Here is a 26,842-nt window from a genome sequence, read left to right as displayed (position 1 = left end):
GAACTACGGGAGACTGCACTTTCGCCAGCTCCCGTAGTTCTTTTTATATATCCATATACTCCTTGCGACTGTCAAAACAGGGACAAGCTTTATGAATCGAAGCACTAAGTTGATAATGCCCCATGATTTGCGCTTCCGGATACTGATGTTTGAGAATTGTCAACAAGTCAAGCAACGCAAAACGCTGCGCCTGTGTTCTCGTATCTGCCGGACGGCCTTCTTCATCCAGTCCACCTTCATAGCAGATTCCAATACTGTGTCGGTTGAATCCTCTCACATGCGCTCCCGGTTCCGATACCGGCCGGCAATGGTGAAGTTCCCCATTGCGGGTGATGTAAAAATGATAACCTATATCCTTGAAACCTCGTTGCAGATGACATTGTCGAAGCTGCTCTACGGTGAAGGGAACATTGCAGCGCGTTGCGCTGCAATGAATCACCAACAACTTAATCTCACGTGGGAGATAGCTTTCTTCTGAATTTTCCATATCGGTCAGCAGGAGATTAATGTCCCACACAGGACGTTACACCGATAGCCGAGATGATAGAAGTCGCGATAGTCACGATAAACTGGAGAATGTTTTTCCAAAGTTGCTTTTTCATACGAATTTAAATTAAAGAATAGATACTCATGCATTATAAACTATAAACTCAAGAACCAATCAACAACCGGTTGATTATGCCGCCGGATCCGGAGCTTCTCCGCTGCCGGAGCCTCCTTGATTGTCGTCACCATCATCAGGCAGTGGATCTTTATCCGAATCTGCGGAAGAATCACTTTTATACAATGTATAATCCAGCGTCTTACACAGTTTGCGAAGATCACTTCCCGGATAAAAAAGCACTTTGCCCTTATCGATACACGATGCCTTGAATTCTTTTACCGTATCAGTAGGAGTACCCGTTTTGATACTCATGCGGAAATTGCCCAGGTCACCCATCTGCACGATGTTTCCTTCCTCCAGTACATTGACGATTTCGAGCAGGAACTCACCGATACAACCTTCCAATTCTCCTTTGGAGTAAGAAGAACGTTCGGTGATTCGTTTGCAGACTTCCTTGACCGTTACTTTGCGACCGCTACGTGCCACTGCATAGTACTTCGGAGTTTCATCAGGTTTCAACAGGTTCTTGCGAGCCATGAGAGTGTAATTCTGTGCCATAAACTTTTAATTTTTAATTTCTAATTTTTAATTGTTTAATTCTCTTGTAATCGATTACATGACAAAAGTAATACATTGGAAAAGTGACATGACGCATAGTGACGTACACGGGCGCATAGATAAAAAGAAAAAACATTGGGAGATTTGTATCGAAACTTCCCAATGTTTGATTTCAATTATTGAGATGTTTTTTTCAAATCTCCCGATGTTTTTCCGATTCTCCAAAAGGACAAAAGGACAAAAAGACACCTATGACTGTTATTTATTCATCTTAGTATAAGAACCATGAGATACCTTGCTGATTTTTATTCCGTTAAGTGATTTTAGAAGACGTGTAACCTTACGAAGGTTGAAATCGTATTTTGCGCCAATCTGAATTGCTTCATCTGTAGTGAAGTTATCAGGCAACTCATTGACGAAATTACGAATAATGTCCGGATTCTTCAGAGGACGGACCGCAGGAGCCGGCATGGATGAGTGTAACAGACGGCTGTGCTCGTAACAACATAGAACGATTTGAAGAGATCGTTCGAAATCGGCATCTATACAATAAATTTCGGAGGAGAGATCGGTTGCCTCAAATTGCCGGATGCGGGTCTGAATCATGCTGATACGCATCACCAGAAAAGCATAGCGCTTCACTACGGCTTGGAGGTCATCATTGCCCTCCATCGCTACCTCGGACAGCATACGTGAGAAAATCTCATTCAGACGGTTCCATTGCGGACGGGTGAAATGAAATAAAACAGGATGCGCCAGGCAGAAATTATATAGTTCGTAGACACGATGGGCAATCGGCTTGAAAGAGTCTTCCAATGAAATACAATCATCACCCATCTCTTTCCAGTGGGGAGCTTCACGGAAAGTGTAAGCCAGAATACGGCTGGGAAGTCCGTTCCCATAACTGTTTAACAAACAGTCTATCTGTCCGGGAGTGCCCGTTAGAAGCAAAGCTAATTTGGGATAACGGATATAGATTGGGATGATACCGTTGGCTTTATAGGAAGAATCAATGTTTTCGTGCTCAAAAGCTTTGCGGAGCATATCATCGAAGTTACCACAATCCAGGTGATTGGCCGTGGAGAGCGTTTGGGCTTCCGTATCGAAAATGATACTTCCTTGCGAACCGTTGTCCTGCATCTGAATTTGCATACGGGTGTAACTGGTAGTGGCGGGAATGAATAACATTTTAAAAGGAGGTCTTTGAGGCTCTTCGGAACACGTTTCTCCTTTTTTCCTTTTCCGCTGACATTCTGCTTGCCAGGTATTGTGCGCTGTATGGTAGTTTTTTAACATGGATTCACTGGTAGACAGTATTTCAGTCTGTATTTCTTCCAATAGATAGCGTCCGGTTTGGGCAATGCTTTTACCGCTGCCGGCAGAAGAAAATATGACACTGAACAAATGGGGGGAATATTTTTTGTGGTTATAAATTCCGAAAGTTTGTGGAAGTGCCGCACTTAGTGCGGTAAGATCGGAAAGGAGGGAGATGTCTTGTTCGCGGTCGCTTGCGTCTTCAATGATACAGTCATTCAGTAGATCGGGAAGATTATTGTACAAATCGCGCGGGAATAAAGGTGTTCCTTTCCTGAATTCTTCTCCCAGCCAATAGGCTTCTTCGGTGCTATCGGAGTTTTCTAAAGTGCCATAGGGGATTTTTGTCCTTATGTCCTTTTGAAAGGAAGAAGAGGTGGCTGTAGAGGAAGCAGGTGCGTGCTCGTTAACTTGCTTGTATCCAGATGATAAAACACTTGTCAATTCTTCGGGACGAAAATCTGTATGCTCGAAAAATGCAGTAAGCTCACGTAATATGCTTTCTTGCGGATAGTGTCGGCGGGAGGCTTCGCAGGCCAGTTTGAAGACATTGGAATGACGTTGTCCGGCGGTCAGGGGATGGAGGAAAATATAGGACGAAATAAATTGGGCGATTTCTGCTTCAGACACGTTTTCCGGGGTATTATCCTGAAGAGGAAAGGGAGGAAGCACTTTATTTTCAGAGGAAGCGTTTGTTTCCTCTTTTAGATGTGGTTCCAACACAAATGCCTGATAAAGACCGGCAACATATCCATTGGGCGAATAACTGAAATAACACAGACGACTTTCGTCCTTGCAGGCCGGATCACTCTCCAATCCCAGCAATTGATTGTAGTAACGGCTCACTAATTGCTGCCCTTCACGATGGCGGTTTTCGATACCTTCCACATAGGCGAAAACTTTCACTCCGTCGGTAGGACTTTCTATGACCGCTACCGTGTGAGGATCTGCCGCACAACGTTGGATGACTTGAAGACGATCTTTTACATGATCGTAATCGAGCCCGACAATATGGCTGGGGAGGAGGAAGTTTTTGATGGCATGTGCTCCGTCAAAAGTACCTGCCGGAGTGAAACAGGGGAGCTGGCTCTTCAACTTCTGTGCCGCGGCATGGTCTCCTTCTGCATAGTATCGGCGGATAGCGTTTATAATAGAGGCATAGACCGGATGAATACACATAATGATGACTTCAAGGAAAGACATGACTTTGGGCTTTTTTGAATACACGTTCTCGTAAACCGAGACTTTGATTTCTTCTAAGGCTTTCATATAAAATTGTTTTTTGTAAGATTGAGTTACCTGACTATCAGATAACGGGAACAAAGGTCGGGATATTAAAAATAGGGTTGCTTCCCTATGTGAATAGTACTTGATAAAGCAAATAAAAACTGAAATATTATAAATTATTAATCATAGAATGACATGGCAAAAGAAAAACAGGAACCATACGAGTTTTTGAGCAATTTGGTATTGGCTTTAATGGATATAGATCGTATTTTCAGTAACAGTTTTTTTACGAGCGAACTTGATATCTCTCCCAAAACACTGAGTGAGATAAGACGGGGAGAGGATATGTGTATTTATCAGTATGTGCGCGTGATCCGGTGTATGACGGAGTATCTTCATTTAATCATCCGGATGGATATGTTGCTGAAGGAGTTAAGAACCGTATTAGCTTCCAATTGTGATTTGGTGGTTGCTACGGTTCCGCACCGTTTTCATGGAACTTGCCAACCGAAAGAGTGGGTGGTAGTGATGCAATGGGATGGGGTGAAATTGTGATTTCTACAGAAAATAGGGCATTTTTTCAATCTTTTTGCCTGAATCCTTTCTTTATTTAATTTTTTTTATATCTTTGCTTTCATATTGAGAAACACGGATAAAAACTCACTTATTTATTCATATAAACTTAATAAATTATGTTCAAAGCTCCTTTTTCATTTGACGGTCGTATTCGTAGAATCGAATACTTCTTGTCAGGCATTATTGGTGGTATAGTTTCTAGTATTGCATGGGCACTAGGCGTAGGTACATTTGTTTTGGGTGCTGCCAGCGGATCGGCCGGGGGATCAGTATTTGGTTTATTGATCGGTCTTGCTGCTATGATTGCATCTGTTTGGTTCTCTCTGGCACAGGGGGTGAAACGTCTGCACGACTTAAATAAATCCGGTTGGCTGATTTTGTTGTGCTGTGTGCCTATTGTTGGTTGGATTTTTGCATTGTACATGCTGTTTGCAGATGGCACGGTAGGTCCTAATCCTTATGGTGCAGATCCGAAAAACCGTATGCCGTATCAGGCACAACCTGCTTCTGTAAACGTGACTGTAAACGTTTCAAGAGAAGATGTAAAAGTTGACAAGCCGGTAGAAGCTGCTCCTGCACCTGCGGAAGCTCCTGTAGAGGAAGATAAAGAAAAGGCTGAATAATCTTATTAAAGAAGAAATAATAGAGCCTCCTGCGAAATTCGTTTTGCAGGAGGTTTTTTTGTTATTAACCTGTTTGTTATTCAATATTTTGTCTAAATTTGTAAGTGTAACATAATAAATAATGATTTGTAAGATGAAAGAGTATATTCCCAATCCGGTGGATACAGGACACATCCAACTCCCGAAGGAATTGGAATACCTGGTAGAAGAAATGGCTAAGAATGTTCATGAGGTCTGGTCGAAAACCAGAATAGAACAAGGTTGGACGTATGGCGAAAAGCGGGATGATGTATTGAAACAGCATCCGTGTCTGGTTCCGTATGAAGAATTGCCTGAAGAAGAAAAGGTATATGACAGAAATTCTTCAGTGGAAACCTTGAAACTGATAATGAAACTGGGGTTTAAGATTTCGAAGGATGAAAAATAGATGATGAATGATGGCAACAATCTTATTCAGAATTTATTTTTATCTTTGAAATCCATTATAAACAGAAAAAGAAATAGATATGAAAAAAGTAATTTGCAGTGAGAAAGCTCCGGGGGCTATCGGCCCTTATAGTCAGGCGATAGAAGCTAATGGTATGGTATTTGTGTCCGGTCAGTTGCCTATTGATGCCGCTACGGGACAGATGGCTGAAGGGATAGAAGGACAGGCTCGCCAGTCGTTGGAGAATATCAAACACATTCTTGAAGAAGCAGGATTGACAATGGGAAACATTGTCAAAACCACAGTATTTCTTCAGGATATGTCCCTGTTTGCAGGGATGAATGGCGTGTATGCCACGTATTTTGACGGAGCTTTTCCGGCACGTTCGGCGGTTGCCGTAAAAGCTCTGCCCAAGGATGCGTTAGTAGAGATTGAGTGTATCGCGGTTCGCTAACAAATCTGCGACAATGAAACTGCTGCCTCCTACAAAGATCAGATCTTTTGGGGGGCAGTTCTTTTTTGCCGCCTGTACAGCTTCTACAACAGTGGGGTAGGTGGTACCTTTCAATCCGGCTTCTTCTGCCAATGCCAATAGTTCATTTTCCGGAAGTGCACGTTTCACGCTTGCTTTGGTAAAATAATAGGTGGCATATTTCGGCAATGCTCGCAGAACTCCCCGGATGTCTTTGTCATTGACCATGCCGAATACAAAATGGATCTCCTGATCGAAAGTTTTGTGAATGGCATTGAGCTGTACATGGATATATTCGATTCCATCAACATTATGTCCCGTGTCACAGATAATATCCGGATAGCTGTGTACTTTCTGCCAACGCCCCATCAGACCGGTGAGCTGACATACGTTTGCAAGACCTGCGCGATAGTCCTGGGATCTGATGTTGTAGTTCAGACGGGTCAGTGTCGCAAGGGCTTTTAGGATGGTGAACATATTTTCGAATTGGTAAGCTCCGCTCAACTCTGTGAAAAGTCCGAAAGGAAACATCTCATTGTGGATTTTGATAGCATCTTTTCTTTTGTCGAGTATCCGGTCTAGCGCACGTAGACTGTCTGGCAGATCTAACATGAGTAATGCTTGCCGCATCTGATTTGCCTCTTCTTCTGATTGTTCGTCCATTGCTTCGATCATTTCGTGCATGCTCTGAATTGTGTTGTCCATCATCGGTCTTATTTCTTGCAATTTCGAATAAGGAACTATTTCCATGTCCCAGTATCGGGTATTTTCACGGGCATATTCGATGGGCGCATTCTTTTCTTTAGCTTTCATGGTAAATACACGTTTCACCGCCCCTTGGGCTCTGCCGATAACGACTGGAACTCCTTCTTTGATAATTCCGGCTTTCTCTTTGGCAATCTTCGTCAGCGTGTCACCCAGATATTGGGTGTGGTCGAGGCCTATGTTGGTGATAACACACAAATCCGGATGGATGATATTCGTACAGTCCAATCTTCCGCCCATGCCTACTTCGATAACTGCTACATCTACTTTCTGGTCGGCAAAATAACGGAATGCCATAGCGGTGGTCAGTTCGAAGAATGAAGGATGCAGCGGCTCGAAGAAAGAGCGATGCTCTTCTACGAAATTGACTACATACTCTTCTGGTATCATCTCACCGTTGATACGGATACGTTCGCGGAAGTCGATTAAATGAGGGGAGGTGAATAGTCCTACCCGGTAACCGGCGCACTGCAATACGGCTGCGATAGTATGTGAGCAGGAACCTTTTCCATTGGTTCCGGCGATATGTATCGTTTTGAATTGTTGATGGGGATGCCCGAAATGTTCGTCTAATCGATGAGTAGTCTCTAAACCTGGCTTATATGCTTTGCTTCCTATTTGTTGAAACATTGGCGCACTCTCATATAAGTACTTTAAAGTGTTCTGATAGTCCATGTTTTATAATATTTAACTTCGGGCAATCTTTATTGCCCGCTAATTTGTTTATCTTTAGAACCGTCAATCTAACCGTAAATGCGGGGATTGGCGAATGAGATTGCAAATATCAACATTTAAATCTAAGAAATCATGGGAACTAAGAAAAATTTTGTGTTAGACACAAATGTTATTCTTCACGACTACAATTGCTTGAAGAATTTTCAGGAAAATGATATTTACCTCCCTCTTGTTGTACTCGAAGAACTGGATAAGTTCAAAAAAGGAAACGAGCAGATTAACTTCAATGCTCGTGAGTTTGTGCGCGAATTGGATGTATTGACTAGCGACGAGCTTTTCTCCGAAGGGGTGAAACTCGGCGAAGGATTGGGACGTCTGTTTGTTGTGACAAGCAATGTGCCGGCTACCAAAGTTTGGGAATCGTTTCCAATAAAGAAACCCGACCATCTGATTTTGGCAGCAACCGAATACCTGACCGATAAGTATCCGAATGTGAAATCTATCTTAGTGACCAAGGATGTGAATCTGCGTATGAAAGCTCGTTCAATCGGTCTGCTTTGCGAAGATTATATTACGGATAAGGTGGTCAATGTAGATGTGTTCGAGAAGTCGAATGAGATTTTCGAAAATGTAGATCCTGCATTGATCGACCGCATTTATTCTTCCAAAGAAGGCATTGACTTGAGTGAATTCGACTTTAAGGATTTGATTCATCCCAATGAATGTTTTGTGTTGAAGAGTGACCGGAATAGTGTATTGGCACGCTATAATCCTTTTACCCATTCTATTATCCGCGTGATGAAGGGTAAGAATTATGGAATCGAACCCCGGAATGCGGAACAGAGTTTTGCTTTTGAGATCCTGAATGATCCGAATATCAAACTGGTAGCTCTGACAGGAAAAGCAGGAACAGGTAAGACTTTGCTGGCTTTGGCTGCTGCGTTGGGTAAACTGACCGATTACAAACAGATTTTGCTGGCACGTCCTGTTGTAGCGCTTTCTAATAAAGACATAGGTTTCCTTCCGGGAGATGCACAAGAGAAAGTAGCTCCTTATATGCAACCATTATTTGACAATCTGAACGTGATAAAACGTCAGTTTGCAGCAAACTCTACCGAAGTGAAGCGCATAGAAGATATGCAGAAAAGCGAACAGCTGGTGATTGAAGCTCTGGCCTTTATCCGTGGTCGTAGTTTGAGCGAAATGTATTGCATCATTGACGAAGCGCAGAATCTGACCCCAAATGAAATAAAGACAATCATCACCCGTGCAGGCGAAGGTACGAAGATGGTGTTTACCGGGGATATTCAACAGATTGACCAACCTTATCTGGACAGTCAGTCCAATGGTCTGGTATATATGATTGATCGTATGAAAGATCAGAATATCTTTGCACACGTTAATCTGCTGAAAGGTGAACGAAGTGAATTGAGTGAACTGGCAAGCAACCTGCTGTAGGAAATGAAAATGAAGAATGAAAAATGAAAAATGAAGAATTTACTATGCAGCATAATAGCGCAGCTTATTCTTCATTCTTCATTTTTCATTCTTCATTTCATTATTCTTTCTTTCCGAAATATTTAAGGAACTGTGTACGTTCAAATGTATTGACGCCTTTAATATCTTTGATATTCAGTTTGCCTTTGAATTGAGCTATATTTTCGAATCCTTTGCGTTCCATCCATGCAGAGAGGAAGCGGTTGGCTTCTCCAATAAATGCGTTTGTATTCAGATAGACTGCGCTACATACTTCTACGGCTGAAGCACCGGCAAGGATCGCTTTCACTACTGATTCAGCATTGGCAACACCACCGGAAGCCGCATAGTCGATCTTATCTACCACTGCAGATGCAATTCCAATCCAGCGGAGCGGATTGGCGAGGTCGGAAGCATTACTGAATATTTCTCCTGACATATGCTCCATCTTTTCGATGTTGATGTCCGGTTGATAGAAGCGGTTGAAGAGAACAACTGCGGCTGCACCGTTGGCATACAACTGATCGATTAATACTACAGGGTTGGTCAGGTTATCACCCAGCTTCATGATAACGGGAATGTTAACCGTCTGCTTGATGCGGCGGAGAATGTCGATGTGGCGTTGTTCGAATGAACCGTATGTATATTGCAGTTCTGATTGCAAGGCGAGGATATTGATTTCCAATGCGTCGGCACCAGCCTCTTCAATTTTCTTTGCAAAGTCGATCCATTCGGAATCAGTGTAGCAGTTGATGCTGGCAATGATAGGAATGGGGCATACCTTTTTGCTTTCTTTTATTAAAGTCAGGTATTCAGATAACTTGTGCTCACGGATATATTCTTCCAGATAGTCACTGGCTTCGGGATAGAATGCCGGGTCTTTCAGTTGATCTGCTTCCAGCATGATCTGTTCCTCAAACAGTGATTTCAGAACGATAGCACCGGCACCATCTTCGGCCAATTTTTTGTTTTTGCCGACACTGTTGGTCAGCCCTGAGCTACTGATGATGATAGGGTTTCTAAGAGAAAGCCCTGCGAAAGTAGTTTTTAAATCGGTCATAGCAATATGTTTTTTAATACTTAATCAATAATTTCTTTCTCCGAAAATCTTGCTTCCTACTCGTACCAGCGTACTTCCTGCGGCAATGGCTTCGTGATAGTCATGTGACATTCCCATTGATAGTTCGCAGAAAGTATCAGAGTGGGTGAACCAAGTTGTTTTTATCTCGTTAAAGAGTCTATTTAGTGAACAAAATTCCCGGTTGATTTGTTCAATACAATCGGTGTTGCTGGCCATACCCATTAATCCGCAGATGTGCACATGAGTCAGCTCTTTCCATTCTCCGACATTCAGCATCTCTTTACATTCTTCGGGACTGAAACCAAATTTGGTTTCTTCCTGTGCAACGTGAATCTGCAACAGGCAGTTCACAGTACGTCCGGCCTTGACAGCTTGTTTGTTGACTTCGGCCAGTAGTTTATAACTATCAATTCCATGAATCATCGCTACGTATGGTATCATGTTTTTGATTTTATTCGTTTGCAGGTGCCCGATAAAATGCCATTCGATATCTTTCGGCAAACTTTCGTATTTAGCTGTCATTTCCTGCACTTTGCTTTCTCCAAAAATACGCTGTCCCGCCTGATATGCTTCTTCTATCGCTTCATTGGGATGGAATTTTGAGACAGCAACCAGCCGGACTCCTTGAGGGAGTTCGGCCAGCACTTGCTTTAAATTGTCAGCAATACTCATTGTTACTTATGCTTTTGACGGATCAAATTCCGGTTTGTCATTCGGTTCGGCGCTGTAAGGATATACATCCATGAGCGGAGTTTCGGATACCATACCGATCTGATAATCTGCCATGGTTCCTTTCATGCCTTCATCCAGCTTTTTCACTGCATCACGCAAGTCGGCAGCTTGTACCAATACTTGAGTAGAAGTCTTTTTTTCCGCACCGCTTTTTTCATCGAGCGTGATAAAAATAAGTTTGCATTTGAACCAGCGGTCGGCACTTTCTTCGTCACTGGGGAATAATTCGCTATAGTTGGCACGTTTGATGTCTGAAACGGTAAATTCTCCGGAGATAAACGGAGTCATTTCTTCGATAATCCGTGCTTCTGCTTCTGTAAAGCTGAGTGCGTCAACAAGATAAGGTTCAGTTACTTTCTTCTGCATTCCGTTTTCCATTACTTTCTCATAACGGATCTTGCACTCAAACCATGTATGCATTGCCATAATTTTCTTCCTTTTTAATTAATTGATTCATGTAAATTGCCTACAAAGATAAACAAAATACCAAAGTAAGTGCCGAAAGATTTTTATTTTCTTTTATGCAGATTTTTTAGTTCAAATGAAAGCATGACACGGAAAAGTCCGATGATGAGGAAAGTAAAAGAAATCATGTAGACTGCGTAGAGTGCTCCTATGGCGGGTTGCCATAATATTAAAAGGGAACACAGAATGGCAAGGATACCGAAAGCCATGTACCAGCCCCAGTCGCGGGTTCCGTAACGTTTCAAGTCGATGGAATAGCCGGTGGAGGAGAAGCCGCGGAACATAAGCCAGAAGGCTATGATAAAAGGAATGACTTCCATGCTGACCATTGGGTAGGCAATCAGGTAGATACCCAGAACAAGGTCGATCAGTCCGCCTACGATATACCATCCCCAGCTCGGGACACCTTTCCGGTTGCTAAAAGCGAAGATAATTTCCAAAATACCGCTTATCAACATCGATACGCTGAAGATGATACTTAAAGCTACATAGGTGCTCACGGGTGAGAACATGAGCCAAAGGGCTACAATGATATACACGATTCCCAAAAGAAGAGAAGTCCACCAATTTTTTACTGAATGTTGAATCTCATTGAATACAGTTTCCATACATTTTATATTTTAAATTGAATACTAGGGTGATTTCGTTGTGGAATAACAAATTCAATTTAGAAAAGGTTTTCCGTGAACATATTTGGGGGAATCGTTGTTTCTTATATAAAGTAAATTTTAAATATAGATGCATTATGGCAACAACAAATTTCAAAGGACAACCGGTGAAACTAATCGGTGAATTTATACAAGTAGGTAAGGTAGCTCCTGACTTCGAGCTGGTAAAAACAGATTTATCTTCTTTCTCTCTGAAAGATTTGAATGGTAAAAATGTGATTTTAAATATTTTCCCGAGTCTGGATACCAGCGTATGTGCAACCTCTGTACGTAAGTTTAATAAGATGGCTGCCGGACTGAAAGATACGGTAGTATTGGCTATCTCTAAGGACCTTCCTTTTGCGCACGGTCGTTTCTGTACAACGGAAGGTATTGAAAATGTAATTCCACTGTCTGATTTCCGCTTCTCTGATTTCGACGAAAGTTACGGAGTGCGTATGGCAGATGGTCCGTTAGCAGGACTTTTGGCCCGTGCGGTAGTTGTGATTGGCAAGGATGGCAAGATTGCTTATACGGAACTTGTTCCTGAAATCACCCAGGAGCCTGATTATGATAAAGCCTTAGCTGCTGTAAAGTAATATAGAATATGGAGTATTAAGTATTAGGTATTAACTATTAGTTGCAGCTAATAAACGAATACGGCTAATACTTAATACTGCTACTTATCTTAAAGATTTTGACCTAATGGGAACTGGTAAAAAGGCTTGGTAAACTGCCAAGGCTCCGTTCTTATTAGGTTGTGTTTTTTTCTACACTAAACCTCAACTATCATGAACAAGATGAAAACTCTATTCATCACCCTGCTATGTATGGGTGCTGGAACCCTGTCGGCTCAAACTGCCGATAGTACACAAACTTCTCCCTGGACAAAAGAAGGATTTGCCGGACTGAAACTGACACAGGTGAGCCTGACTAACTGGGCTGCCGGAGGTGATAACTCTGTTGCCTTTGACTTGCAGGGCACTTATCAGATTAATTATAAGAAAGGAAAACATCTGTGGAATAATCGTATCGAACTGGCTTATGGATTGAATAAGACCGGTGACGACGGAACCAGGAAGGCTAATGATAAGATTTATTTGAATACGAATTATGGCTATGCTATTGCCAAAAGTTGGTATGCCAGCGCATTCGCCACTTTCCAGACGCAGTTCTCTCCCGGATATGACTATTCTGTCAATAAGGATGTTGCTATCTCCGAATTTATGGCTCCCGCTTATTTGACTACCGGTTTGGGCTTTACCTATGATCCGGGTAAGATATTTACCGTTGTATTGTCTCCTGCTGCGTGGCGCGGAACATTTGTTCTCAATGACCGTCTCTCGGACGAAGGAGCCTATGGAGTGGATCCGGGCAAACACCTGTTATCCAGCTTCGGTGCTAACTTGAAAGGGGAAGCCAAATATGAATTTTTGAAGAATATGACAGTATATTCGCGTTTGGATTTATATTCCGATTATCTGCACAAGCCATTGAACATAGATGTGAACTGGGAAGTGCAAATAAATATGATTATCAATAAATGGTTTTCAACCACGCTCACTACTAACTTGATGTATGACGATGATGTGAAGATTGTACAAAAGGATGGTACCAAAGGATCTCGTGTACAATTTAAAGAGATCTTGGGAGTAGGAGTCCAATTCAATTTCTAAGGATTGGTTTTTAAGTATTAGGTATTAAGTATTAGTCATGGTAATACTTAATACCTAATACTTAATACTCATTTTTTCTTCTTCTTCTTCAGTCCCTTATAAGCCAGGAATCCGATGACCAATACCACCACTGCTATAATGACATAGCCGATTTCGTGGCTGTATGTGGTTGCCATTACATAGACGTCATTAGTGGTTTTGAGGTCTGTAAACCGGTAGATCAGGTATCCGAGTAGAGCCAATATACTGTTCCATATCGCAGCGCCGAGAGTGGTGTAAAGTAGGAAAGGTCCTAATTTCATGCCGGCTAATCCTGCGGGAATACTGATAAGTTGGCGTACCGCCGGAATGAGACGGCCAAAGAAAGTGGAGGCTGCACCGTGCTTTCTGAAATATTCTTCTGCATGGTGTACCTTTTCTTCGTCAATAAGGCACATGTGCCCTAAACGGCTGTTAGCGAATTTATAGACAATAGGACGACCCAGCCAACGCGCCAGGTAATAATTTACTAATGCACCGATATCTGCTCCTATGGTGGCAAATAGGACCACGAGAAAGATATTCATACTGTCGTCTGCCATAGCTTTCCATGCGGCAGGTGGCACTACGGCTTCCGAGGGGAAGGGAATAAAAGAACTTTCGATAGCCATAAAAATGGTGACTACCCAATAGTTCAAATTTTCTAATACCCATTTAAGAAGTTCTGCTACTGATTCCATGTTTTTTGAGGATAGAATTTATTAATCTGATTTATTTTTTCCCTTTCTTCTTTTTCTTATTCTCTTTTTTCATGCGTTCCCACACTTCCTTGAGAGTTCTTTCATCTTCCTCTCTATGTTCGGGACTATTTAACAGATCCAGAATCATATCTTCTTCCAGTGGATGTTCACATTCTTTGTTGTATTTAAAGAAGTTGTCGATTTCACCGTGCATGAGGCAAAGCACACTCAATTTCTCCGTCACATCTTCGTATTTCGGATTCATCTGGTACGCTTTTTCAAAGTATTCTTTGGCTTCTATCAGATAGTCACTTTCCGAATAAGCAGAGGCGATCATATACCACATTTCTATGTTAGAGTTAATCTCTATCGCTTTTTCGAAAGACAAGGCTGCTTCGTCTTCCAGCTCCTCTGCCAGATATAGTTTTCCCTCTGTCAGATAAATCAATCCTTCATTCGGGTTTATCTCTTTGGCTTTCTCGCAGAGCTGATGTGCTTCTTCATATCTTTCCAGATGAGACAGGGCGAAGGCTTTGCTGGTATATGTGTCTATTAATAGGACAGACTGTCTGTCTCCGTCTTCTTCAAAACGTGCGATTACTTTGTCGTAATAGTCATCGGCTTTCTGCCATTCTTCTTTATTGCCGTAAGATATTCCCATGAACATATAACCCAGTTCAGGGGGGATGGATTTAAGTTCGATCGCTTTTTGGTAATTCTCGATGGCATCATCCGAATTGTTCAGATAGAAAAAACAATGCGCTTTATAAGCGTAGGCTTCTCCACACTGATCGTCGGCTGCCAACGCAAAATCACAGGCTTCGATGGCCTTGTCTATTTGTTCCTGAACAAAGTAACATTTCACCAGTCCCATCCAATAGGAAGGGTTGAAAGGGGATTTGTCGATGAGTTTGTTGTAATAGATGATAGCCGATTCTACTTGGTGGGTCGATGCCAGATAATCGGCTGTGAGGGCCATATATTCTTCATCTTCGGCATAACGCGATTTACCTCGGTCGAGCCATTCTTTGGCTGCGTCCGGGTATCCCATGTCCAGATAGAGAAATACGACATCAATGATTGTTTCCAGTTCGTCGGCATCCGCTATCGTACTTAATAGCCATTGGGCTTCTTCCAGTTTTCCTCCATTCAGCAATAGTTCGGCTTTCAGCAGTTTCACTTCCGAGTCAAAATCTTCGGTGATGGAATCTGCTACTTTCTTTGCTTTTTGCAGTTTTTGGGTGTCCAGGTAGAGATAGGCTTGTTCGATGAGTAAAGCTGTATTTCCCGGATGTATCTTAAGTCCGTAGGTGATTACTTCTTGTGCTTCTTCAAATTTCCGTTCGGAGGCATACCAGTCGGCGATGTCGGCCAGTTGGTCAGCATCCAGATAAAGTTGTCGGTTTTCTGCTTTTGCTTTTTCGTAGTTTGTGATAAGTGTGGCTAGTTGCTTTTTGGCTGATGGTGAGTTCTTTCTACCCATTTTTATTAATTTTGTTCACCACAGATTACACGGATTAACACAGATTAGAGAAATAAAGAATAAAAATCTGTGTTAATCCGTGTAATCTGTGGTGAAAGGTTATTTATTAATCTTCCCCCACGTATCTTTCAACCCTACTGTGCGGTTGAAAATCAGTTTTTCCGGGGTTGATTCTTTGTCGATATTAAAGTAACCGATCCGTTGGAACTGCAGGTAGGAGAGTGTAGGCAGGGTAGCTGCGAACTTCTCTATGTAGCAGTTGGGCAGAACTTTCAATGAGTCCGGATTGATGATTTCTTTCATGGCTTCCAGTGCTTCGCAATTTTTAGCTTCGCGGATGGCAGCCAGTTCGTCGCGCGGGTTTTCCACTTTCCACAGGCGGTCGTACAAACGTACTTCTGCTTGCAGGCAGTGATTGCAGCTTACCCAATGGAGCGTGCCTTTCACCTTACGGTTTGCGTCCGGCATACCGCTACGGGTATTAGCGTCATATTCGCAATATACCTCTGTTATTACGCCGTTTTCGTCTTTCTTGCAACCGGTGCATTTTACGATATAGGCATTTTTGAGGCGTACTTCCTGTCCCGGTGTCATGCGGAAGTATTTCTTGGGAGCGTCTTCCATGAAGTCTTCGCGTTCCATCCACAGTTCACGGCTGAATTCGATCAGGTGGCTTCCTGCTTCCGGGTCTTCCGGGTTGTTGATTGCTTCCAGTTCTTCAACCTGTCCTTCCGGATAGTTGGTGATGATTAGTTTAACCGGGTTGATCACTGCCGATACACGGGTGGCACGGCTGTTCAGATCGTCCCGAACGGAGCTTTCCAACAGGGCGATGTCGTTTAGGGCATCGTATGTGGTATATCCGATTTTATCAATAAATTTATGAATAGACTCCGGTGAATAACCGCGACGGCGGAAACCGCAGATAGTCGGCATACGGGGGTCGTCCCATCCGTTCACCAATCCTTCTTTTACCAGTGTGAGCAGGTTACGTTTGCTCATCAGGGTGTAGCTTAGGTTCAGTTTGTTGAATTCAGTCTGACGGGGACGGTTGTCGTTCAGGTCTTTTCCTTCTTTCAGCCAGTCGATGAAGAGGTCATAAAGAGGACGGTGTACCACAAATTCGAGTGTACACAGCGAGTGAGTTACTCCTTCGAAGAAGTCACTCTGTCCGTGAGCGAAGTCATACATCGGATAAGCCTTCCAGGTAGTACCTGTACGGTGGTGCGGGTGTTTCACTACACGATAAATAATCGGATCGCGGAAGTGCATATTCGGGTTAGCCATGTCAATCTTGGCACGGAGCACCATGGCACCTTCTTCGATCTCGCCGCTATTCATTTTCTTAAAAAGTTCGAGGCTTTCTTCGATAGGACGATTGCGGTAAGGGCTTTCCACACCCGGTTGGGTAGGAGTACCTTTTTGCTGTGCGATCAGTTCGGAGCTTTGTTCGTCAATATATGCTTTTCCCTCCTGGATCAGGCGGATAGCGAAGTCCCATAATTGTTGGAAGTAGTCGGAAGCGTAGTATTCGTTTCCCCACTGGTAGCCCAACCATTGAATATCTTCTTTGATAGCTTCTACATATTCCACATCTTCCTTGGTCGGGTTTGTGTCGTCGAAACGAAGGTTACATACACCGCCGTGTTTTTCTGCGATGCCGAAATCAAGGCAAATAGCTTTGGCATGGCCGATGTGAAGGTAACCGTTAGGTTCGGGCGGGAAGCGTGTCTGCACTTTTCCACCATTTTTACCTTCTTTCAAGTCTTTCTCTACTGCCTGTTCAATAAAGTTCAAGCTTTTCTTTTCGCCTGCTTCTTCGTTTTTAATATCTGTCATAACGGTTAATGTTATCTGTATTTAGGCTACAAAAGTAGGACATTTTTTTTATTTAACCGGAATATAACCGCTCTTTTTTATAATGTCCTGTCCGTCGGACGAGAGAATAAACTGAATCAGGGGTGATACTTGTTCCTTATTTTTTACATTGTAGTAGTAATAAAGCGGGCGCACGATGGGGTAGGTCTTATTGGTGGCGTTCTCTACCGTAGGCGTGGCATAGTGGGTGCCGTCGTATGATACGGAAAGCGTTTTGACACGGGGAGATACGTATGCCAGTCCGACATATCCGATGGCTCCTTTGGTCTGGCTGACAGACTGGATGATGGCACCTGTTGCCGGCATGGAAAGGCTGCTTGCCATGTAGTTTTTATTTTTCAGTACGCTCTCTTTGAAAAATTCGTAAGTACCGGACGATGTTTCGCGCGAGTAAACCACTATTTTGCGATCGTCTCCGCCTACCTGTTTCCAGTTGTTTATCTTCCCCCGGAAAATGTCTTCCAGTTGTTGGCGAGTCAGCTGCTTTACCGGATTGGAGGGATGCACCACCACGGCAAGAGCATCGTAGGCTACAATCACTTCGTCTACTTCTTCTCCGGCTCCTTTTATTTTCATCTTTTCGCTGAACTTGATCGGGCGTGAAGCCATTGCGATGTCCGTTGTATGATCCATTAAAGCGGAGATACCTACACCGGTTCCGCCACCGGTCACTGTGACACGGGCCTCCGGATGCTGGTTCATAAACCGCTCTGCTGTCTGTTGTGCGACAGGCAGTACCGTATCGCTACCTTTAATACGTTGTGCGTTGGCACCGAGCGAGAGTAAGGAAAGGGCGATTAATAAGTTTCTTCTCACTTTCATATTTCTTCGTTTTATTAACGTTGCAAATTAAGCAATCGGATATTACATTTTCATTTCATCCGGAGTGGAAATGATACTTGTAACACAAACGTAACATGATTGAAACATTTCCTTCAAACGTTAGTCACACCTCCTTAATAAAGAGATGCTTTCTTTGCATCAGAAATCATAGCAGGTATATGAAAAAGGTATTTGAAAAGATTATAGAAGGAATGTTGACTTGTAGCGGCTTTGTGACAAGTATTACTATTCTGCTGATTGTACTCTTCCTTTTCACTGAAGCTTTCGGGTTGTTCAAGAGTAAGGTGATAGAAGAGGGATATGTGTTGGCGCTGAATAAGAGTAACAAAGTTAGTGTGTTGAGCCCTGCACAGATAAAGGATGTTTTTGATGAGGAGATTACAAACTGGAAGGAACTCGGTGGGGAAGATCTCCCTATCCGGGTTTTTCGTTTGGAGGATATAACGCAATATTGTACGGAAGAGGAGTTGGGACCTGCTTATGAATATGCAGGCGACAAGATTACGGAGCTGGTGGAGAAAACACCCGGCATCGTAGCTTTTGTTCCGCAGAAATTTATTGTTCATCCGGACGCGGTACATTTCATAGAGGATAACACTATTTCCGTAAAGGATGTATTTGCGGGTGCCGAATGGTTTCCTACGGCCACTCCGGCTGCTCAATTCGGCTTTTTGCCGTTGATTACCGGGACGTTGTGGGTGAGCCTGTTTGCCATCCTTTTTGCTTTGCCGTTCGGGCTGTCGGTTTCTATCTATATGTCTGAAGTGGCAAATCCGAAAGTGCGGAACTGGCTGAAACCGATTATCGAACTGTTGAGTGGTATTCCTTCCGTTGTTTATGGCTTTTTCGGATTGATTGTCATTGTTCCGTTGATTCAGAAATTGTTTGATCTTCCGGTAGGAGAGAGTGGCTTGGCGGGAAGTATCGTACTGGCCATTATGGCATTGCCTACTATTATAACGGTGACGGAAGACGCGATGCGCAACTGTCCGCGTGCAATGCGGGAAGCGAGTCTGGCATTGGGCGCTTCGCAATGGCAGACGATATATAAGGTAGTGATTCCTTATTCTATTTCGGGGATTACATCCGGTGTGGTACTCGGTATCGGACGTGCTATCGGGGAGACGATGGCAGTATTGATGGTGACGGGTAATGCGGCTGTGATTCCGACAACAATCCTTGAGCCTCTGCGTACCATTCCGGCTACGATTGCGGCCGAACTGGGAGAAGCTCCTGCGGGAGGACCTCACTATCAGGCGTTGTTCCTGTTGGGTGTCGTACTGTTCTTCATCACATTGATTATCAACTTTAGTGTGGAATATATTTCCTCTAAAGGATTAAAACGTAGCAAATAAGATGGAAATACGGAGTAATAATAAAGCTAAACACCGTTCGCAGAAAGTTGCTTTCGGGATTTTCCGGCTGTTGAGCCTTTGCATTGTACTGATATTGTTTGCAATTCTGGGATTTATCGTCTATAAAGGAATCGGCGCTATCAGTTGGGATTTTATCACTTCGGCTCCTACGGACGGGATGACAGGTGGCGGTATATGGCCGGCTATTGTCGGTACTTTCTATCTGATGGTGGGGAGTGCGCTGTTCGCCTTTCCGATAGGGGTGATGAGCGGAATTTATATGAATGAGTATGCGCCGAAAGGTAAGTTGGTACGCTTTATCCGGGTGATGACCAATAACTTGAGCGGTATTCCTTCCATCGTATTCGGATTGTTCGGTATGGCGCTGTTTGTCAATTATATGGGATTTGGTGATAGTATTTTGGCCGGTTCTTTGACATTAGGTTTGCTTTGCGTACCTTTGGTCATTCGGACAACGGAGGAAGCTCTGAAAGCCATTCCCGACAGTATGCGTGAAGGCAGCCGGGCCTTGGGTGCAACGAAGTTGCAGACGATCTGGCACGTCATTCTGCCGATGGGGATGCCGAACATTATCACAGGGTTGATTCTTGCCTTGGGACGTGTTTCGGGAGAGACGGCACCGATTCTGTTTACTTGTGCCGCATACTTCCTGCCACAACTGCCAACGGGTATTTTCGATCAGTGTATGGCATTGCCTTACCATTTGTATGTGATTTCCACGAGTGGAACGGATATGGAGGCACAATTGCCGCTGGCTTATGGTACGGCATTGGTGTTGATTATGATTATCCTGTTCGTGAATCTGCTGGCTAATGCATTGAGAAAGTATTTTGAGAAAAGAGTAAAAACAAACTAGATTAGTATATGGATACAGTGAAAATAGATGCGCGTGATGTGAACTTTTGGTATGGAGATTTTCATGCATTGAAGGGTATCAGTATGCAGATTGAGGAAAAGTCGGTTGTCGCTTTTATCGGACCGTCCGGTTGCGGTAAGTCTACTTTCCTCCGGCTTTTCAACCGGATGAATGATTTGATTCCTGATACCCGTCTGGAGGGAGAAATCCGTATCGACGGACATAATATATATGCGAAAGGGGTGGAAGTGGACGAACTCCGCAAGAATGTAGGAATGGTGTTCCAGCGTCCGAATCCTTTCCCGAAAAGTATATTCGAGAATGTAGCTTACGGACTTCGTGTTAATGGAATAAAAGACAATGCTTTTATTCGCCATCGTGTGGAGGAAACGTTGAAAGGAGCGGCTCTTTGGGATGAGGTGAAAGATAAGTTGAAGGAGTCGGCTTATGCGTTGTCCGGCGGACAGCAACAGCGGCTTTGTATCGCCCGTGCGATGGCTGTCTCTCCTTCGGTATTGCTGATGGATGAGCCTGCGTCTGCACTCGACCCTATTTCTACGGCTAAGGTGGAGGAGCTGATCCATGAATTGAAGAAGGATTATACGATTGTAATCGTTACGCATAATATGCAGCAGGCAGCCCGTGTCAGTGATAAGACGGCGTTTTTCTATATGGGCGAAATGGTGGAATTCGATCAGACGAAAAGGATATTCACCAATCCGGAGAAAGAGGCTACCCAGAATTACATAACGGGACGCTTCGGGTAATTCGTGAAATCCGTGCCTGAAATTTATTTCTGAAATGTCATTAGCAAAATATTAATCATTTATATATAATAGACTATGGTAAAGTTTATAGAATCGGAACTTATCCTATTGAAGAAGGAAATTGATGAAATGTGGACCTTGGTGTACAACCAGCTTGACCGTGCCGGAGAGGCTGTGTTGACCCTCGACAAGGAGTTGGCTCAACAAGTGATGGTTCGCGAGCGTCGGGTGAATGCTTTTGAATTGAAGATAGATAGCGATGTGGAAGACATCATTGCATTATATAATCCGGTGGCGATTGACCTCCGTTTTGTATTGGCTATGCTGAAGATCAATACGAATCTGGAACGCTTGGGCGACTTTGCGGAAGGTATTGCCCGCTTTGTACTTCGTTGCAAAGAGCCGGTGTTGGATGCGGAATTATTGAACCGTCTTCGTCTGGCAGAGATGCAGGCAGAAGTGTTGTCGATGCTGGAACTGGCGAAGCGTGCCTTGAATGAAGAAAGCAATGATTTGGCAGCGGGAGTGTTTGCCAAGGATAATTTGCTGGATGAAATCAATGCGGATGCGACAGGTATTCTTTCTGACTATATCATCGAACATCCGGAAGCTGTACATACCTGCGTAGATTTGGTCAGTGTGTTCCGTAAACTGGAACGTTCGGGAGACCATATTACCAATATTGCCGAGGAGATTGTTTTCTTCATTGACGCCAAAGTGTTAAAACATCGTGGAAAAACGGACGAAAACTACCCGGAAAAGTAATTTTTTGCGGATTTTTAAACAGAAATTAGGGCTCCTTAAAAAATTATCCTATATTTGTCACCTATAACGGACAAGTTACAGGAGATTTTGCTTCAAATGATAATAAATCCAAAGAATTTTCAAAAAGATGTTATATGACATGTTTTATAATTTGGATAGTATCGGTAAAACCGCCTATATTTGCACCGTTATCCTGAAAACAATCTTTTTACCTTAAAAAAAAACTAATACCTATTGAAAACTGAAAAATGGAGCTTTGTGAAAAGCCCCATTTTTTTTTGCTCTTATTTTTTAAGCTCCTTTCTAATTCGTATCTTTGACCCTTGCATTAAGAGAGTATTCTCAATCTTAAAATAGTAAGTAGTAAATCGTAAAATAGTAAATGAAATTATGTTTTCTGGAATCGTAGAAGAATATGCTACTTTGGTAGCACTGGTGAAAGACCAGGAGAATATACACTTTACATTTAAGTGTTCGTTTGTGAATGAGTTGAAAATCGACCAGAGTATTTCTCACAATGGTGTGTGTCTGACAGTGGTGACTCTGACAGATGATACGTATACGGTGACTGCCATGAAAGAAACATTGGAACGCTCTAATCTCGGTCTGCTGAAAGTGGGGGATAAGGTGAATGTTGAACGTAGCATGATGATGAATGGCCGGTTGGACGGACATATCGTTCAGGGACATGTAGACCAGACCGCTACTTGTATTGATATTAAGGATGCGGAAGGTAGTTGGTATTTTACCTTCCAATATGCGTTTGATAAGGAAATGGCGAAACGTGGATATATCACGGTGGATAAAGGTTCGGTAACTGTGAACGGTGTTAGCCTGACGGTATGTAATCCGACCGATGCTACTTTCCAGGTAGCTATCATTCCTTATACGTATGAGCATACAAACTTCCATACGTTTGAGATTGGCAGTGTGGTAAATATTGAATTCGATATTATCGGTAAGTATATCAGCCGGATGATTCAGTATAAATAGTTGGCTGTCGCAAAAGCGAATTTCAATCGTAAATTGTAAATCATAAAATCGCAATCTTATGGATTTTCTTCAATTGGTACAGGCTCGTCAAAGCGACCGTTCGTATGATAAGGAGCGTCCGGTAGAGCCGGAAAAGTTGGAACGGATACTTGAAGCTGCTCGTTTGGCGCCTTCGGCCTGTAATGCGCAGCCTTGGAAGTTTGTAGTCATCACGGATAAGGAACTGGCCCAAAAAGCGGGGAAAGCTGCTGCTGGTTTGGGGATGAATAAGTTTGCTAAAGATGCTCCCGTGCATATTCTGGTGGTAGAGGAATCTGCTAATATTACCTCTCTGCTTGGTGGAAAGGTGAAAGGCAAGCATTTTCCATTGATCGACATTGGAATAGTTGCTGCTCATATTGCTTTGGCGGCTGAAGCCGAAGGACTGGGCTCTTGTATTCTGGGTTGGTTTGATGAAAAAGAAATGAAACAGCTTGCCGGTATCCCTGCTTCCAAACGTTTATTGCTGGATATTGTCATTGGTTATCCGGCAAAGGAAAAACGCAAGAAAATGAGGAAGCCGAAAGAAAAGGTGATTTCATACAACCGTTATTGATTGAAAAATAATTATATTCTTAGTTCTTTAGGATAAGCATATAACAGAAAGCATCGTTGGTTTTAAAGGAAGAGTCCGTTCCTTTTAAACCAACGATGCTTTCCTTTTAAAGGAACGGACTGTTTATTTAAAACCAAAAGTGTTTCCTCTAAAGTGTTGATATATAACTTATTATTAATGCCGCTGAATAAGCGGCATTAATAATGTAGTATTTATTTCTTTTTTGACAAATCCTTCAGCAAATAGTCTACTGCCACTTTCAGTTGGGCGGCTTCTCCTTTCAGGCTGGCTTTGGGCTTATTATAGATAAGAGTATCAGGTTGTAAAGTCTGATTTTCGAGATCGTTGCACTGCTTGCGTCCTTTTCCTTATAAATCTTTCAGTAATACTTGACTTGCTTTTTTATAGTATTCTTCTCTGGACTCGGTCAGCACTTTCCATTCGTCGTTGAATTCTTCGTCTTTATCAATTTTGAAATTCTCGGAACCGTATGTATCCAAACGATCCAATAAGATGGCTACATTCAATTGATTGATATCCATTGATGGCTGATAGCCGATTTCTTCGCTTTTTTCGTCGGTGACTACCTCGTGAATCAATTCTATTTCTTGCAACTGATAAAGTACCTGGTTGGTTAGCCGGATGGGAATCTGATGCTCTTCCGAGATTTCTGCAGCCGTATAGGGAGGTTCGTTCTTCTCAAACCGTTTGGCTATGAGTGACATAATCAGGATGGATATAAAGTCTCGGTATCGTCTGCTGATATTCCGGGTGTCCTGGTCAAAACTAAAACTGCGGATGTTCTGCCCGGCATACGTCAATTCGGCTCCGAATAAACAGATTGTCCAAGATATTTGCAACCAAAGCAGAAATAAAGGAAGTGCAGCAAAACTACCGTAAATGGCGTTGTACTTTGACACCCACAACTGGCTGTTGATATACAGGAACTGAAAAGCCTGATAAGCAGACCCCGCCAGAATGCCTGCAATGAGCGCGTGTTTGAATTTTACTTTTGTATTCGGCATGAAGATATACAGCCCTGTGAACATCAGCCATGTCAGGACGAAAGGGATAAGCCGTATCATGAATTTCATAATAGGAGCAAGCAGGACGAAATCATCCATCTGTTTGAGAATGGTGCTCATAAACAGAGAAAGTCCTCCGGATACTACAATCAGAATCGGCATTAACAGGAACATAGAAAAGTAATCCGTAATCTTGCGATACATGGACCGTGCTTTTTTCACTTCCCAAATACGGTTGAAGGTGATTTCAATATTGCTGACCAGATTGATAACCGTCCATAACAACATGACCAAACCAACTCCAATGAAAATACCTCCTTTGGTTTGTGAAAGATAGGAGTTGACAAATGAGAGAATGGCCTCTGTTGTTTCTATATTTCCTCCGAAACCATTGCGGAACTGATGTTCCATCAGGTTGTCGAATCCAAAACCGCGTGCCACGGCAAACAGGATGGCAAGTATCGGTACAATGGCGAGCAATGTGCTATATGTCAGTGCGGAAGCTTTATTAGCCATCCGGTCTTTGGTAAACCGGTTGATACAAAGATAGATGGTCTTTATAATATTGTAGAGTGAGAACTTGGTTCGGGTCACTTCATCTTCCGTAATGCGCCAGATGTCATACGTAAGAAACTTCCATATATCGGTGATTTTCTTCTTCATAGTTCAACGGATAATTAAAAGAAAAAGCAGTCAGCCTATAAGCCGAGTTCTGTACCTTATATAAAACAAGGTGCCTGTCATTTATCTGAGTGGCGTGTCACCACGACACTTTAGCGGTCTACCCTCCGACATGGAGCGAGCAACTCTCATAACGCCGGTTTACATGACCTTACAACTCCTAAGACGTACAGCCCGACATGTCACCATGCGGCTGGTGGGCTCTTACCCCACCTTCTCACCCTTACCTCTCCCCGAAAGGAGCGGCGGTTATTTTCTTCTACGTTACTCTACCCTCACGGACAGCTTTCTGTTAGGAAGTAGGATGCTCTATGTTGCCCGGACTTTCCTCCTGCACGAAACGTGCACGCGACAGACCGGCCAACTGCTTTAGACTGCAAAAATACGTCATTTATTTTGTTTTAGCCAAAGAAAGTACCACAAATAGAAATAATTTCTACCTTTGCTATTATTAAAATGAATTTCAATGAAGAAGAATATCCTCCTTTTCTCTTGTTTTCTGGTGATTGCGGCAGTCAGCCTGAAAGCACAGGAAATACGTCCCATGCCTGCCGATTCAGCTTATGGGGTAGTGCATATCTCTGTTTGCAATTTGCGCGAAGAAGGCAAATTTACTTCCGGCATGAGTACACAGGCATTGTTGGGGATGCCGGTCAAAGTACTTCAATATACCGGTTGGTACGAGATACAAACGCCGGATGATTATACCGGATGGGTACACCGGATGGTGATTACCCCCATGTCGAAGGAACGTTATGATGAGTGGAACCGGGCGGAAAAGATAGTGGTTACTTCGCACTATGGATTTGCGTATGAAGAACCGGATGAAAGTTCTCAACCTGTGTCCGACGTGGTTGCAGGCAATCGTTTGAAGTGGGAGGGAAGCAAAGGTCATTTCTACAAAGTATCTTATCCCGACGGTCGGAAAGCATACATTTCTAAATCTATTTCTCAACCGGAAACAAAATGGAGGGCTTCATTGAAACAAGATGTTGAAAGTATCGTTGCGACTGCTTATTCGATGATGGGAGTTCCTTATCTGTGGGCAGGAACCTCTTCCAAAGGAGTGGATTGTAGCGGCTTGGTACGTACCGTGCTTTTTATGCATGATATTATTATTCCGAGAGATGCGTCTCAACAGGCTTATGTGGGCGAACATATTGAGATTGCTCCTGATTTTGCCAATGTACAACGGGGGGATTTAGTGTTTTTCGGTCGTAAAGCGACTGCGGAGCGTAAAGAAGGAATCTCTCATGTTGGTATTTACCTTGGTAATAAACAGTTTATCCACGCTTTGGGCGATGTACACATCAGTAGTATGAACCCTGCGGATAAGAACTATGACGAGTTCAACACGAAACGTCTGCTTTTTGCCGTTCGCTTCCTACCTTATATTAATAAGGAGAAGGGAATGAATACTACGGATAATAATCCTTATTATAAATAGTTGATAAATGATGGTTGATAGTTACTGTGAGTATTTGGCATAAATATCTATCATCTATTATCTGCCACCTGTCATTTATCACTTATCATTTGTAAT

General features: G+C 43.0%; 28 protein-coding genes and 1 other RNA gene. 14 read left to right on the top strand and 15 right to left on the bottom strand.

Annotation, left to right across the window (positions count from 1 at the left end; translation table 11 throughout):
• Window positions 1-43: 43 nt before the first annotated feature.
• From INE92_RS09520 to INE92_RS09505, 4 genes are all read right to left on the bottom strand, one after another.
• Window positions 44-487, bottom strand: coding sequence for an N-acetylmuramoyl-L-alanine amidase (locus INE92_RS09520; protein ID WP_008025408.1), 444 nt, complete (start codon window positions 485-487; stop codon window positions 44-46).
• A 16-nt stretch (window positions 488-503) separates the two neighbouring features.
• Window positions 504-602, bottom strand: coding sequence for a smalltalk protein (locus tag INE92_RS09515; protein ID WP_004303901.1), 99 nt, complete (start codon window positions 600-602; stop codon window positions 504-506).
• Between the two features lie 74 nt (window positions 603-676).
• The gene (locus tag INE92_RS09510) at window positions 677-1,162 is read right to left on the bottom strand and encodes an HU family DNA-binding protein (RefSeq protein WP_008025406.1); all 486 of its coding nucleotides are present in this window, start codon (window positions 1,160-1,162) and stop codon (window positions 677-679) included.
• A 258-nt stretch (window positions 1,163-1,420) separates the two neighbouring features.
• Entirely contained in the window at window positions 1,421-3,745 is a 2,325-nt protein-coding gene (locus INE92_RS09505) for a DUF3987 domain-containing protein (RefSeq protein ID WP_195436654.1), read from the bottom strand.
• A 153-nt stretch (window positions 3,746-3,898) separates the two neighbouring features.
• On the opposite strand from INE92_RS09505, the gene INE92_RS09500 reads away from it, so the two are divergent.
• The 4 genes from INE92_RS09500 to INE92_RS09485 all read left to right on the top strand — a co-directional run bounded on the left by INE92_RS09500 (window position 3,899) and on the right by INE92_RS09485 (window position 5,783).
• Window positions 3,899-4,258 (top strand): hypothetical protein, encoded by a 360-nt coding sequence (locus INE92_RS09500; protein ID WP_134993255.1) that lies wholly within the window; start codon window positions 3,899-3,901, stop codon window positions 4,256-4,258.
• Between the two features lie 137 nt (window positions 4,259-4,395).
• Window positions 4,396-4,902 (top strand): DUF805 domain-containing protein, encoded by a 507-nt coding sequence (locus INE92_RS09495; protein ID WP_009041088.1) that lies wholly within the window; start codon window positions 4,396-4,398, stop codon window positions 4,900-4,902.
• 133 nt (window positions 4,903-5,035) lie between these two features.
• Window positions 5,036-5,329, top strand: coding sequence for a RyR domain-containing protein (locus INE92_RS09490; RefSeq protein WP_032851637.1), 294 nt, complete (start codon window positions 5,036-5,038; stop codon window positions 5,327-5,329).
• A gap of 79 nt (window positions 5,330-5,408) precedes the next feature.
• A complete protein-coding gene (locus tag INE92_RS09485) occupies window positions 5,409-5,783 on the top strand; it encodes a RidA family protein (protein ID WP_004327226.1) in 375 nt (124 codons plus the stop codon).
• On the opposite strand, the gene INE92_RS09480 is transcribed toward INE92_RS09485, so the two are convergent.
• Window positions 5,751-7,241, bottom strand: a complete 1,491-nt coding sequence (locus tag INE92_RS09480) for a bifunctional folylpolyglutamate synthase/dihydrofolate synthase (protein ID WP_151921587.1) — start codon at window positions 7,239-7,241, stop codon at window positions 5,751-5,753. The two genes, INE92_RS09485 and INE92_RS09480, sit on opposite strands and share 33 nt — an antisense overlap.
• A gap of 132 nt (window positions 7,242-7,373) precedes the next feature.
• Here INE92_RS09480 and INE92_RS09475 point away from each other — a divergent pair, with 132 nt between their 5' ends.
• Complete coding sequence (locus INE92_RS09475) at window positions 7,374-8,699, top strand: PhoH family protein (RefSeq protein ID WP_074708612.1); 1,326 nt, start codon at window positions 7,374-7,376, stop codon at window positions 8,697-8,699.
• 100 nt (window positions 8,700-8,799) lie between these two features.
• Here INE92_RS09475 and INE92_RS09470 read toward each other — a convergent pair whose 3' ends face one another.
• The 4 genes from INE92_RS09470 to INE92_RS09455 form a co-directional block, all read right to left on the bottom strand.
• On the bottom strand, window positions 8,800-9,777 hold the full coding sequence (locus INE92_RS09470) for a dihydroorotate dehydrogenase-like protein (RefSeq protein ID WP_015532860.1): 978 nt from the start codon (window positions 9,775-9,777) through the stop codon (window positions 8,800-8,802).
• 24 nt (window positions 9,778-9,801) lie between these two features.
• The gene (locus INE92_RS09465) at window positions 9,802-10,470 is read right to left on the bottom strand and encodes a YggS family pyridoxal phosphate-dependent enzyme (RefSeq protein WP_195436655.1); all 669 of its coding nucleotides are present in this window, start codon (window positions 10,468-10,470) and stop codon (window positions 9,802-9,804) included.
• 6 nt (window positions 10,471-10,476) lie between these two features.
• Window positions 10,477-10,956: a DUF4494 domain-containing protein gene (locus INE92_RS09460; RefSeq protein ID WP_004296648.1), complete on the bottom strand. Its 480-nt coding sequence runs from the start codon at window positions 10,954-10,956 to the stop codon at window positions 10,477-10,479.
• Between the two features lie 83 nt (window positions 10,957-11,039).
• On the bottom strand, window positions 11,040-11,603 hold the full coding sequence (locus tag INE92_RS09455; RefSeq protein WP_004317609.1) for an HdeD family acid-resistance protein: 564 nt from the start codon (window positions 11,601-11,603) through the stop codon (window positions 11,040-11,042).
• 137 nt (window positions 11,604-11,740) lie between these two features.
• Between INE92_RS09455 and tpx the strand changes: the two genes are divergently transcribed.
• Together tpx and INE92_RS09445 are read left to right on the top strand one after the other, a co-directional pair.
• Window positions 11,741-12,241 (top strand): thiol peroxidase, encoded by a 501-nt coding sequence (tpx, locus tag INE92_RS09450; protein ID WP_004296650.1) that lies wholly within the window; start codon window positions 11,741-11,743, stop codon window positions 12,239-12,241.
• Between the two features lie 192 nt (window positions 12,242-12,433).
• Window positions 12,434-13,318: a DUF3078 domain-containing protein gene (locus tag INE92_RS09445; RefSeq protein ID WP_004317613.1), complete on the top strand. Its 885-nt coding sequence runs from the start codon at window positions 12,434-12,436 to the stop codon at window positions 13,316-13,318.
• Window positions 13,319-13,386: 68 nt separating this feature from the next.
• Here INE92_RS09445 and INE92_RS09440 read toward each other — a convergent pair whose 3' ends face one another.
• The 4 genes from INE92_RS09440 to INE92_RS09425 form a co-directional block, all read right to left on the bottom strand.
• A complete protein-coding gene (locus tag INE92_RS09440) occupies window positions 13,387-14,037 on the bottom strand; it encodes a DedA family protein (protein ID WP_004317614.1) in 651 nt (216 codons plus the stop codon).
• A 31-nt stretch (window positions 14,038-14,068) separates the two neighbouring features.
• Window positions 14,069-15,520 carry a tetratricopeptide repeat protein gene (locus INE92_RS09435; protein WP_004317616.1) on the bottom strand — a complete coding sequence of 484 codons (1,452 nt, stop codon included), beginning with the start codon at window positions 15,518-15,520 and terminating at the stop codon, window positions 14,069-14,071.
• Window positions 15,521-15,619: 99 nt separating this feature from the next.
• Window positions 15,620-17,359 carry a glutamine--tRNA ligase/YqeY domain fusion protein gene (locus INE92_RS09430; RefSeq protein ID WP_004317618.1) on the bottom strand — a complete coding sequence of 580 codons (1,740 nt, stop codon included), beginning with the start codon at window positions 17,357-17,359 and terminating at the stop codon, window positions 15,620-15,622.
• A 48-nt stretch (window positions 17,360-17,407) separates the two neighbouring features.
• The gene (locus INE92_RS09425; RefSeq protein ID WP_008643354.1) at window positions 17,408-18,220 is read right to left on the bottom strand and encodes a phosphate ABC transporter substrate-binding protein; all 813 of its coding nucleotides are present in this window, start codon (window positions 18,218-18,220) and stop codon (window positions 17,408-17,410) included.
• 179 nt (window positions 18,221-18,399) lie between these two features.
• Here INE92_RS09425 and pstC point away from each other — a divergent pair, with 179 nt between their 5' ends.
• From pstC to INE92_RS09395, 6 genes are all read left to right on the top strand, one after another.
• Window positions 18,400-19,596, top strand: a complete 1,197-nt coding sequence (gene pstC, locus INE92_RS09420) for a phosphate ABC transporter permease subunit PstC (RefSeq protein WP_195436656.1) — start codon at window positions 18,400-18,402, stop codon at window positions 19,594-19,596.
• Between the two features lies 1 nt (window position 19,597).
• Window positions 19,598-20,473 carry a phosphate ABC transporter permease PstA gene (gene pstA / locus INE92_RS09415; RefSeq protein ID WP_008025376.1) on the top strand — a complete coding sequence of 292 codons (876 nt, stop codon included), beginning with the start codon at window positions 19,598-19,600 and terminating at the stop codon, window positions 20,471-20,473.
• Window positions 20,474-20,481: 8 nt separating this feature from the next.
• On the top strand, window positions 20,482-21,240 hold the full coding sequence (pstB, locus tag INE92_RS09410; RefSeq protein ID WP_151926919.1) for a phosphate ABC transporter ATP-binding protein PstB: 759 nt from the start codon (window positions 20,482-20,484) through the stop codon (window positions 21,238-21,240).
• A 75-nt stretch (window positions 21,241-21,315) separates the two neighbouring features.
• Window positions 21,316-22,005, top strand: coding sequence for a phosphate signaling complex protein PhoU (gene phoU / locus INE92_RS09405; RefSeq protein WP_004317629.1), 690 nt, complete (start codon window positions 21,316-21,318; stop codon window positions 22,003-22,005).
• 390 nt (window positions 22,006-22,395) lie between these two features.
• Window positions 22,396-22,998, top strand: coding sequence for a riboflavin synthase (locus tag INE92_RS09400; RefSeq protein ID WP_015532856.1), 603 nt, complete (start codon window positions 22,396-22,398; stop codon window positions 22,996-22,998).
• A 58-nt stretch (window positions 22,999-23,056) separates the two neighbouring features.
• Window positions 23,057-23,593 (top strand): nitroreductase family protein, encoded by a 537-nt coding sequence (locus INE92_RS09395; protein WP_015532855.1) that lies wholly within the window; start codon window positions 23,057-23,059, stop codon window positions 23,591-23,593.
• Window positions 23,594-23,961: 368 nt separating this feature from the next.
• On the opposite strand, the gene INE92_RS09390 is transcribed toward INE92_RS09395, so the two are convergent.
• On the bottom strand, window positions 23,962-25,281 hold the full coding sequence (locus INE92_RS09390) for a YihY/virulence factor BrkB family protein (RefSeq protein WP_008643322.1): 1,320 nt from the start codon (window positions 25,279-25,281) through the stop codon (window positions 23,962-23,964).
• A 22-nt stretch (window positions 25,282-25,303) separates the two neighbouring features.
• An RNA gene (gene rnpB / locus INE92_RS09385) (RNase P RNA component class A) lies at window positions 25,304-25,667 on the bottom strand.
• A gap of 98 nt (window positions 25,668-25,765) precedes the next feature.
• Between rnpB and INE92_RS09380 the strand changes: the two genes are divergently transcribed.
• Complete coding sequence (locus tag INE92_RS09380) at window positions 25,766-26,746, top strand: C40 family peptidase (RefSeq protein ID WP_151926918.1); 981 nt, start codon at window positions 25,766-25,768, stop codon at window positions 26,744-26,746.
• Window positions 26,747-26,842: the final 96 nt, after the last annotated feature.

The organism is Bacteroides xylanisolvens, assembly GCF_018289135.1.
In the GTDB taxonomy this organism is placed as follows: Bacteria; Bacteroidota; Bacteroidia; order Bacteroidales; family Bacteroidaceae; genus Bacteroides; species Bacteroides xylanisolvens.
The sequence above is the reverse complement of the archived record's forward strand: the minus strand, read 5'-3'. Positions and strand labels throughout refer to the sequence as shown.

What these genes read in the sequence shown, in the direction of transcription:
- INE92_RS09475 (WP_074708612.1), top strand. Translation starts at nt 7,374, where the DNA reads ATGGGAACTAAGAAAAATTTTGTGTTAGACACAAATGTTATTCTTCAC.
- INE92_RS09510 (WP_008025406.1), bottom strand. Translation starts at nt 1,162, where the DNA reads ATGGCACAGAATTACACTCTCATGGCTCGCAAGAACCTGTTGAAACCT.
- INE92_RS09430 (WP_004317618.1), bottom strand. Translation starts at nt 17,359, where the DNA reads ATGACAGATATTAAAAACGAAGAAGCAGGCGAAAAGAAAAGCTTGAAC.
- INE92_RS09390 (WP_008643322.1), bottom strand. Translation starts at nt 25,281, where the DNA reads ATGAAGAAGAAAATCACCGATATATGGAAGTTTCTTACGTATGACATC.
- INE92_RS09500 (WP_134993255.1), top strand. Translation starts at nt 3,899, where the DNA reads ATGGCAAAAGAAAAACAGGAACCATACGAGTTTTTGAGCAATTTGGTA.
- pstB (WP_151926919.1), top strand. Translation starts at nt 20,482, where the DNA reads ATGGATACAGTGAAAATAGATGCGCGTGATGTGAACTTTTGGTATGGA.
- INE92_RS09470 (WP_015532860.1), bottom strand. Translation starts at nt 9,777, where the DNA reads ATGACCGATTTAAAAACTACTTTCGCAGGGCTTTCTCTTAGAAACCCT.
- INE92_RS09515 (WP_004303901.1), bottom strand. Translation starts at nt 602, where the DNA reads ATGAAAAAGCAACTTTGGAAAAACATTCTCCAGTTTATCGTGACTATC.
- INE92_RS09425 (WP_008643354.1), bottom strand. Translation starts at nt 18,220, where the DNA reads ATGAAAGTGAGAAGAAACTTATTAATCGCCCTTTCCTTACTCTCGCTC.
- tpx (WP_004296650.1), top strand. Translation starts at nt 11,741, where the DNA reads ATGGCAACAACAAATTTCAAAGGACAACCGGTGAAACTAATCGGTGAA.
- INE92_RS09520 (WP_008025408.1), bottom strand. Translation starts at nt 487, where the DNA reads ATGGAAAATTCAGAAGAAAGCTATCTCCCACGTGAGATTAAGTTGTTG.
- pstC (WP_195436656.1), top strand. Translation starts at nt 18,400, where the DNA reads ATGAAAAAGGTATTTGAAAAGATTATAGAAGGAATGTTGACTTGTAGC.
- INE92_RS09460 (WP_004296648.1), bottom strand. Translation starts at nt 10,956, where the DNA reads ATGGCAATGCATACATGGTTTGAGTGCAAGATCCGTTATGAGAAAGTA.
- INE92_RS09480 (WP_151921587.1), bottom strand. Translation starts at nt 7,241, where the DNA reads ATGGACTATCAGAACACTTTAAAGTACTTATATGAGAGTGCGCCAATG.
- phoU (WP_004317629.1), top strand. Translation starts at nt 21,316, where the DNA reads ATGGTAAAGTTTATAGAATCGGAACTTATCCTATTGAAGAAGGAAATT.
- INE92_RS09380 (WP_151926918.1), top strand. Translation starts at nt 25,766, where the DNA reads ATGAAGAAGAATATCCTCCTTTTCTCTTGTTTTCTGGTGATTGCGGCA.
- INE92_RS09395 (WP_015532855.1), top strand. Translation starts at nt 23,057, where the DNA reads ATGGATTTTCTTCAATTGGTACAGGCTCGTCAAAGCGACCGTTCGTAT.
- INE92_RS09455 (WP_004317609.1), bottom strand. Translation starts at nt 11,603, where the DNA reads ATGGAAACTGTATTCAATGAGATTCAACATTCAGTAAAAAATTGGTGG.
- INE92_RS09445 (WP_004317613.1), top strand. Translation starts at nt 12,434, where the DNA reads ATGAACAAGATGAAAACTCTATTCATCACCCTGCTATGTATGGGTGCT.
- INE92_RS09490 (WP_032851637.1), top strand. Translation starts at nt 5,036, where the DNA reads ATGAAAGAGTATATTCCCAATCCGGTGGATACAGGACACATCCAACTC.
- INE92_RS09440 (WP_004317614.1), bottom strand. Translation starts at nt 14,037, where the DNA reads ATGGAATCAGTAGCAGAACTTCTTAAATGGGTATTAGAAAATTTGAAC.
- INE92_RS09495 (WP_009041088.1), top strand. Translation starts at nt 4,396, where the DNA reads ATGTTCAAAGCTCCTTTTTCATTTGACGGTCGTATTCGTAGAATCGAA.
- INE92_RS09435 (WP_004317616.1), bottom strand. Translation starts at nt 15,520, where the DNA reads ATGGGTAGAAAGAACTCACCATCAGCCAAAAAGCAACTAGCCACACTT.
- INE92_RS09465 (WP_195436655.1), bottom strand. Translation starts at nt 10,470, where the DNA reads ATGAGTATTGCTGACAATTTAAAGCAAGTGCTGGCCGAACTCCCTCAA.
- INE92_RS09485 (WP_004327226.1), top strand. Translation starts at nt 5,409, where the DNA reads ATGAAAAAAGTAATTTGCAGTGAGAAAGCTCCGGGGGCTATCGGCCCT.
- INE92_RS09400 (WP_015532856.1), top strand. Translation starts at nt 22,396, where the DNA reads ATGTTTTCTGGAATCGTAGAAGAATATGCTACTTTGGTAGCACTGGTG.
- pstA (WP_008025376.1), top strand. Translation starts at nt 19,598, where the DNA reads ATGGAAATACGGAGTAATAATAAAGCTAAACACCGTTCGCAGAAAGTT.
- INE92_RS09505 (WP_195436654.1), bottom strand. Translation starts at nt 3,745, where the DNA reads ATGAAAGCCTTAGAAGAAATCAAAGTCTCGGTTTACGAGAACGTGTAT.